The following is a 7,129-nucleotide window of genomic DNA, read 5'->3' on the forward strand; positions in this document are numbered from 1 at the left end:
CGACGCCGTCGGCGCCGCTGAGGCGGTCGCGCACGCCGGCTTCGAGGTCGCCGGCCGCGTTCCGTGGGACGCTCACTGTACAGGCCACGCCGACGGGCTGGCGGCGAACCGCCGACCCCTCGGAGCTTTTGGTGCTCATCGCACGCTCCCACCACGACTCGAACGTGCTGGGGGGACCAGCTCCCGTGGGAGTTGGCCCACAACGTGAACAGACGGCTCCAGGAGAGTGCAGGTTCGCACCGACCGGGCCGCCGTGAACCGATTCACGCTGCGAGCCGACCGGACCGAACCTGCGGGCGTACGAGTGCGATAATCCCGACATACCCGAACCGGTCCGCTCCGGTAGACCCAGACTCACAGCTATTGGACGCTGTGAGCTTGGATGGGGATGTCGGGAGGCGCATCGTTCGACCTGTGAAACCCTCTATCGGCTTCCTACTTAATTCTACTCCGCCCCTGTGACGGTGTCGCATAGGGAGGGGAGTCGAGAAGGAGGCGGATCGTCCGGCACGGACTGCTACGAACCGAAACCATTTGTCCCCCCGCAGCGACTCGGGAGTATGCGAGTCATCCGCAACGGGATCGTCCACACCCAGACCGAGCGCGGGACGATCGAGGGCGACGTGCTGATCGAGGACGGGAAGATCGCCGACGTGGGCTACGCGGTCGACGTGCCTGCCGACGCCGAGGAGATCGTCGTCGACGGCGCCCACGTCACGCCCGGGCTGGTCGACGCCCACTCCCACGCCGGGATGGCGGAGTGGGCCGAGCCCGAGGACAGCGACTTCAACGAGGGCACGTCGGCGACGACGCCCCACGTGAACGCGCTCGACGGGTTCCACCCCCGGGACGAGGAGCTCAAACACGCCTTCCAGAACGGCGTCACCAGCGTCTCCAGCCGGATGGGGTCGGGCAACGTCATCGGCGGCGTGATCGTCTCGATGAAGACCTACGGCGATCAGGCCGACGAGATGCTCATCAAGGAGGACGGGATGAAGGCCGCGATGGGCGAGAACCCGAAGCGGTTCCACGGCGAGCAGGAAGGGCGCCAGCCTTCCACCCGGCCGGGCGTCGCCGCCACGCTCCGCGAGCAGTTCACCGCGGCCGAGGACTACCTCGACCGCAAAGAGAAGACCGACGAGGACGAGGCGTTCGAGCGCGACATCGGGATGGAGAACCTCGCCCGCGTGCTCACGGGCGACCTCCCGCTGCGGGTCCACGCCCACCGCGCCGACGACATCCGGACCGTGTTCCGGATCGCCGACGAGTTCGGCATCGACGACCTCTCGATCGAGCACGCGACCGAGGGCCACACCATGGCCGAGGCGTTCGTCGAGCGCGACGTGCCCGCGGTCGTCGGCCCCTCGTTCTCCTCCGCCTCGAAGTACGAGCTCCGCAACATCACTTTCGAGACGCCGGGAATCCTCCACGACGCCGGCGTGAAGGTCGCGATCCAGACCGACGCGCCGATCCTGCCCCAGCAGCATCTCGACGTCTGTGTCGGGCTGGCCGTCCGCGAGGGGTTCCCGCCCGAGGCCGCACTCGATGCCGTGACCACGAACGCCGCGGAGATCCTCGGCATCGAGGACCGCGTCGGCACGCTCGAGCCGGGCACCGACGCCGACGAGGCGGTCTGGGACGGCGAGTTCTGGCGCGTCGATACGCGCACCCAGCACGTGTTCGTCGACGGCGAGCACGTGTTCGACCGCGCGGCCGACGCGACCGACCCCCGGGAGGAGTACGCCTGGTAACGCGTGCAGCTCCCCACGCTCTCCGCGCCGGCGATCGACGACGACGATCCGAGCGTCCCGGTCGTCGTCGGGGCGGTGATCGGCGGCGTGTTCTTCGGGGGCGTCGGGGGCGGCGTCGCGTTCCCGACGCTGCCCACGCTGGGGACGGTGCTCGGCATCTCCTCGTTCGTAGTGGGGACGATCCTCTCGATCAACCGCTTCACGCGGCTCCTGATGGCGACGCCGGCGGGGCAGGTGCTCGACAGCGTCGGCACCCGGAAGCCGATGCTCGCCGGCCTGTTCGTCCAGGGGCTGGTGCCGTTCGGCTACGTGCTGGCGCTCGACCCCGGCCCGGTTCCTCTCTCCAGCGCGGCGATCTTCTTCCTCTCGCGGGCCTGCTGGGGTATCGGCTCGGCGTTCGTGTTCGTCGGCGCGTTCACTACCGTCACCCACGTCACGACCGCGGAGAACCGCGGGAAGTGGGTAGGGTACATGCGCGGCGGACAGAGCCTCGGCTTCCCGATGGGCCTGATCCTCGGCGGTGTCCTGACCGACGTTTACGGCTACGGCGAGGCGTTCGCGGCGGCCGGCGCCACCGGCCTGTTCGCGGCCGTCGTCGCCTTCGTCGTCCTCCCGAACGTCGAGGGGAGCGCGACGGCGACGACCCGCCTGCGTGACCTCCCGGCGGTCGTGCGTGCCGACGCGCGCGTGCTGGGGATCGGCGCCACCAACCTCTCGGTGCGCTTTCTCTACGCCGGGGTCCTGCTCTCGACGGTCGTGCTGTACACCAACGAGTACGGCGTCTCGCTCGGCTCGCTGGCCGGCACCGGCGTCAGCGGCGTGGTGATGGCGGTCTCCGTGCTCGCGATGTCGGTGACGACGCTGTTCGTCGGCCGCCTCTCGGACAGGCTCTCCTCGCGGACCTACACCGTGATCCCCGCGTTGGGTCTGCTCGCCGCCGGGTTCGCGCTGCTCGTGTTCGTCCCCACGGTGGCGGGAATCGTCGTCGGCGTCGCGATGATCGGCGTCGGCGTCGGCGGGACGGGGCCGCCGCTGATGGCGTACCTCGGCGACATCGCGCCTGGCGAGGACGTGGGGAAACTCGGCGGCGTCTACAACGTGTTCGGCGACATGGGGTCGACGATCGGGCCGCTGATCGCGCTCCCACTGGCCTCCACTATCGGCGTCGGGATGGAGTACCTGATCTGTGCCGGCCTCGCCGTGCTGACGGCGATGATGGTGCTCGCGACGCTGGACGGCGATCCCGAACCGCTTCGCTCGCCCGAGGTCGTCCCGGACGACTGAGAGCGGGCCGCGGCGTGCCTCGCCGCCGTCGCCACCGGTCGCTTGCGAGGGCTTTTACCCGAAGCCGCGCCCACTCCAACCAGAGCGATGAGCGATCCCGTCCCCGCGATGGCCGAGCGCGCGGCCGCCTGCGCCGACCGACTGCTGGCCGCCGACTCCGTCGTGCTGGCCTCCCACATCGACGCCGACGGGCTCACCAGCGGCGCCATCGCCGCGACCGCGCTGGATCGGGCCGGGATCCCCTTCGAGACCACCTTCGAGAAGCAGTTGGACGCCGAGGCGATCGACCGGATCGCGGCAACGGACCACGAGGTTGCGCTGTTCACGGACTTCGGCAGCGGCCAACTGGACGATATCGTCCCCCACCAGCAGGCGGGCGACTTCGACGCTGTGGTCGCGGATCACCACCAGCCGGCGACGGGCGAGGAGAGAGCGGACCCGCCCGACATCGACCACCACCTCAACCCCCTGCTGTTCGACATCGACGGCGCATCCGAGCTCTCGGGCGCCGGCGCAACGTACGTGCTCGCCCGCGCGATGGAGACCGAGGGCGTCGACAACCGCGACCTCGCGGCGTTGGCGGTCGTGGGGGCGGTCGGCGACATGCAGGACACCGACGGCGGCCTGATCGGCGCGAACGAGGGGATCGTCGCCGAGGGCGTCGAGGCCGGCGCCATCGAGGAGGTGACGGATATCTCACTGTACGGCCGGCAGACGCGACCGCTGCCCAAGCTCCTCGAGTACGCCAGCGAACTCCGGATTCCGGGCATCTCCGGCGACGAGGAGGGGTCGATCCGGTTCCTCTCGGGGCTGGACGTGGACCTGAAAGTCGACGGCGACTGGCGGCGCTGGGTGGATCTCTCCTTCGAGGAGCGCCAGACCGTCGCGAGCGCGCTGATGCGCCACGCCATCTCCCGCGGCGTACCGCCCGAGCGCGTCAACGGCGTCACGACGACGACGTACACGCTCGCCGACGAGGAGGTCGGCACCGAGCTCCGGGACGTGAGCGAGTTCTCGACGGTGCTGAACGCCACCGCGCGCTACGAGCGCGCGGACGTGGGGCTGGCGGTCTGTCTGGGCTACCGCGACGAGGCGCTGGAGGAGGCGCGACGGCTCCTCCGAACCCACCGCCGAAACCTCTCGGAGGGGTTAGAGTGGGTGAAAACCGAGGGCGTCGAGCAGGAGGAGCATCTCCAGTGGTTCGACGCGGGCAGCCACATCCGGGAAACGATCGTCGGCATCATCGCCGGGATGGCGCTGGGCGCGGAGGGGATCCGCCGGGATCAGCCGATCGTCGCGTTCGCCCAAGAGAACAGCGAGGAGCTGAAAGTCTCGGCGCGGGGGAGCGGCTTCCTCGTCAGTGACGGGCTGGATCTCTCGGTCGTGATGTCCGAGGCTGCCGATGCTGCCGGCGGCGGCGGCGGCGGCCACGACGTGGCGGCGGGGGCGACGATCCCGCGGGAGAACCGGGACGCGTTCCTCGCGGAGGCGGACCGGATCGTCGGCGAGCAGCTCGGCGACTAAGCGCCGATGTCCTCGAACAGCTGTCGGTAGTCCTCGGTGTCGAGCTGGTCGGTGATCCGGTCGAGCTCGTCGTCGAGTTCGTCGAGCCTCGAGGTCAGCTTCCGGTACTCGTCGCTTCGTTCGAGCGCCTCGCGGGGCTTCTCGGCTTCGAGCGTCGCCCGCTTGGAGGCCAGCGACGCGGTGCGCTGGAGCCGGTCGTCGTACTGGCTCCGGGTCTCGAGGCGCTCGACGGCGTCGAGTAAGTCGCTCTGGGAGAGCGGCTTGAGCACGTACAGGTCGAACCCCATCTCCACGATGTCGAAGTCGGGCTCGACCGCGGTCACCATCCCGACCCGAACGTCGATCCCCCGGTCGCGGATCTCCGCGAGCAGGTCCTCGCCGTGGCCGTCGGGGAGCCGGCGGTCGAGCAGCGCGATGTCGTACCGCTCGTCGATCATCGACGACGCGTCGCCGATACTGTTCGCGACGTCGACGTCGTACCCCTCGGCCTCGACGGTGCTGGAGTAGAGCTCCGCCACGTCCTGCTCGTCCTCGACGATCAATACCCGGACGTCCTCCCTGTCGTCGGACCGGTCTCGCGCCCCTGCCTCGGTGCCCGCCTCGCTCATGATCCTATCCCTTCGGCCGCTTTGAGTTAACTTTACCGTCGTACGACTGTCGGACGGTGAGCGTTCGCGTCGGCGACGCCCGCGCCGCGGCCGGCGACCCGGTGGGCTTAATTCCCCCGGCACCGCTACCTCCCCGTACTCATGGTCGACGTGACCGAGACCGGCGTCGACGGTCTCGACTCTATTCTCAACGGCGGCATCGTCGAGAACTCGACGGTCCTGGTCAGCGGCAACCCCGGCACGGGGAAGAGCATCTTCGGCATCCAGTACCTCCACACCGGGGTGAAGGAGTTCGACGAGAAGGGGATCTACATCTCCTTCGAGGAGAACGCCGAGGACATCAGGCAGGCCGCGGAGTCGGTCGGCTTCGAGGACTGGGGCGAGATGGTCGAGCGCGGCGACATCAAGGTGTACGACAAGTCGACGATGCTCCGTGAGGAGGACTTCAACACCGCGATCGACCGCCTGCTGCAGGACTTCGCCGGCACCACGTACGACCGGCTGGTGCTCGACTCGCTGACGATGTTCAGCCTCTTCTTCGACGACGAGAAGGAGAACCGCACGTACCTGCTGAAGTTCTCGGACATCCTCAAGAAGAACGGGCTCACCTCGCTGCTGATCAACGAGCAGGGCGCGGTGTTCCCCGAGACCGAGATCGGGCTGGAGAACTTCCTCACCGACGGCAACATCTACTTCATCCAGACGCCGACGGACAACGGCGTGAACCGCTACATCTGGGTCGCGAAGATGCGAAAGCAGGACATCAACACAGACATCTTCCCGATGGAGATCGGCGAGGGCGGTATCACCGTCTACGAGCGTGCCGGCGGCTTCTCGATGATGGGCAGCGAGGAGCGGCCGGGGTTCTAGCTCTGGGACATCCGCCGCCAGACCTCGTCGAGCTTGTTGGTCACGTCCGACCGCTGTTCGAGGTCGACGCTCAGCCCGTCCCGGAAGTCGATCGACACCTCGTCGACACAGCGACGGTACACCTTGATCCGCCGGTGTTCCTCCGAGAGCGGCCGGTCGTGGAGTTCGAGCAGGTCCGCCTCCGTCAGCTCCTCGATCCGGCGGTAGCAGGTCGCGATCGGGACGTCGAGCTGGTCGGAGAGCTCCTGAGCGGACATCGGCTCGCCCGCCGCTTCGAGGATCTCTGGGTTGTACTTGTTCCCGAGCACCTCGATGATCTCGTCCGAGGCCATTCGTTATCGGGAATGAGACGGCGTTTCAAAAACGTACCGCCATTCTCGACGGGGATCGGGTCCCCGTTTGGCGGTTTGTATTAGTTTGAGTTCTGTCACGGTGTGGTATCAGTTCGAAGAACTGGCTACTCCTCGGTGATCGTCCGGTCCTTCTCGTCGATCTCGCCGCGGTAGAGCTTCGCCCCGTCCTGGGCGACCTGCCGGGCGAGCACCGCGCACTTGATCCGCATCGGCGAGATTTCGACGCCGAGCATCTCGACGATGTCGTCGGTGTCCATCTCGTAGAGCTCCTCGATGCTCGTGCCGGGCAGCTCCTGAGTCAGAAGCGACGCCGCGGCCTGCGAGATCGCACAGCCGTCGCCGCTGAAGGAGACCTCCTCGATCGTCTCGTCGTCGTCGGCCAGCTTCACGTCGACCTGGATGGTGTCCCCACAGGAGGGGTTCTCCCCGACGTGGGAGAAGTCGGGGTCGGCCATCTCCCCGTAGTTCCGGGGGTTCTTGTAGTGGTCGAGAATCTGCTGGCGGTACATGTCCGAGCCACTCATGGCTCGAAAGAGACGGTTTCCGGGGAAAAGGGTTCCGGGGTTCGTGGTCGAATACCGGGATCGCTAACGGGGTGTGGGAGAGTGTGAACGTCGTTCTGGAGTGGTTTCGAAGGGAACGGGGACGGCAACAGCGTCTCGTTCGTAGACCACTTGCGACCGCACCGCCCCGCACAGCCCACAGACCTCCCCAGCCGACTCGCTCCCTACGGTCGCTC

At 67.9% G+C, this 7,129-nt stretch carries 7 protein-coding genes; 4 read left to right on the forward strand and 3 right to left on the reverse strand.

The genetic code is table 11. The annotated features are described in order from the left end of the window. Positions 1 to 560 precede the first annotated feature (560 nt). The 3 genes from ACFR9S_RS04170 (at position 561) to ACFR9S_RS04180 (ending at position 4,559) form a co-directional block, all read left to right on the forward strand. Complete coding sequence (locus ACFR9S_RS04170) at positions 561 to 1,751, forward strand: amidohydrolase family protein (RefSeq protein ID WP_379818120.1); 1,191 nt, start codon at positions 561 to 563, stop codon at positions 1,749 to 1,751. Between the two features lie 3 nt (positions 1,752 to 1,754). Continuing rightward, positions 1,755 to 3,035 (forward strand): MFS transporter, encoded by a 1,281-nt coding sequence (locus ACFR9S_RS04175; protein ID WP_379732278.1) that lies wholly within the window; start codon positions 1,755 to 1,757, stop codon positions 3,033 to 3,035. A gap of 87 nt (positions 3,036 to 3,122) precedes the next feature. Then, positions 3,123 to 4,559 carry a DHH family phosphoesterase gene (locus ACFR9S_RS04180; protein WP_379818121.1) on the forward strand — a complete coding sequence of 479 codons (1,437 nt, stop codon included), beginning with the start codon at positions 3,123 to 3,125 and terminating at the stop codon, positions 4,557 to 4,559. Here ACFR9S_RS04180 and ACFR9S_RS04185 read toward each other — a convergent pair. Continuing rightward, on the reverse strand, positions 4,556 to 5,167 hold the full coding sequence (locus tag ACFR9S_RS04185; RefSeq protein WP_379731320.1) for a HalX domain-containing protein: 612 nt from the start codon (positions 5,165 to 5,167) through the stop codon (positions 4,556 to 4,558). The genes ACFR9S_RS04180 and ACFR9S_RS04185 overlap by 4 nt on opposite strands. A 141-nt stretch (positions 5,168 to 5,308) precedes the next feature. Here ACFR9S_RS04185 and ACFR9S_RS04190 point away from each other — a divergent pair, with 141 nt between their 5' ends. Then, positions 5,309 to 6,037 carry an RAD55 family ATPase gene (locus ACFR9S_RS04190; RefSeq protein ID WP_379731321.1) on the forward strand — a complete coding sequence of 243 codons (729 nt, stop codon included), beginning with the start codon at positions 5,309 to 5,311 and terminating at the stop codon, positions 6,035 to 6,037. Here the strand turns inward: ACFR9S_RS04190 and ACFR9S_RS04195 are convergent. Together ACFR9S_RS04195 and ACFR9S_RS04200 are read right to left on the reverse strand one after the other, a co-directional pair. Continuing rightward, complete coding sequence (locus ACFR9S_RS04195; protein WP_379731322.1) at positions 6,034 to 6,369, reverse strand: ArsR/SmtB family transcription factor; 336 nt, start codon at positions 6,367 to 6,369, stop codon at positions 6,034 to 6,036. The genes ACFR9S_RS04190 and ACFR9S_RS04195 overlap by 4 nt on opposite strands. A gap of 125 nt (positions 6,370 to 6,494) precedes the next feature. Continuing rightward, entirely contained in the window at positions 6,495 to 6,914 is a 420-nt protein-coding gene (locus ACFR9S_RS04200; protein ID WP_379731323.1) for an iron-sulfur cluster assembly scaffold protein, read from the reverse strand. Positions 6,915 to 7,129 lie beyond the last annotated feature (215 nt).

It is taken from the genome of Halolamina salina (genome assembly GCF_042678005.1).
Lineage (GTDB): Archaea > Halobacteriota > Halobacteria > Halobacteriales > Haloferacaceae > Halolamina > Halolamina salina.

Coding starts and splice junctions, on each gene's coding strand:
- ACFR9S_RS04170 (WP_379818120.1), top strand. CDS start 561: ATGCGAGTCATCCGCAACGGGATCGTCCACACCCAGACCGAGCGCGGG.
- ACFR9S_RS04180 (WP_379818121.1), top strand. CDS start 3,123: ATGAGCGATCCCGTCCCCGCGATGGCCGAGCGCGCGGCCGCCTGCGCC.
- ACFR9S_RS04185 (WP_379731320.1), bottom strand. CDS start 5,167: ATGAGCGAGGCGGGCACCGAGGCAGGGGCGCGAGACCGGTCCGACGAC.
- ACFR9S_RS04190 (WP_379731321.1), top strand. CDS start 5,309: ATGGTCGACGTGACCGAGACCGGCGTCGACGGTCTCGACTCTATTCTC.
- ACFR9S_RS04195 (WP_379731322.1), bottom strand. CDS start 6,369: ATGGCCTCGGACGAGATCATCGAGGTGCTCGGGAACAAGTACAACCCA.
- ACFR9S_RS04200 (WP_379731323.1), bottom strand. CDS start 6,914: ATGAGTGGCTCGGACATGTACCGCCAGCAGATTCTCGACCACTACAAG.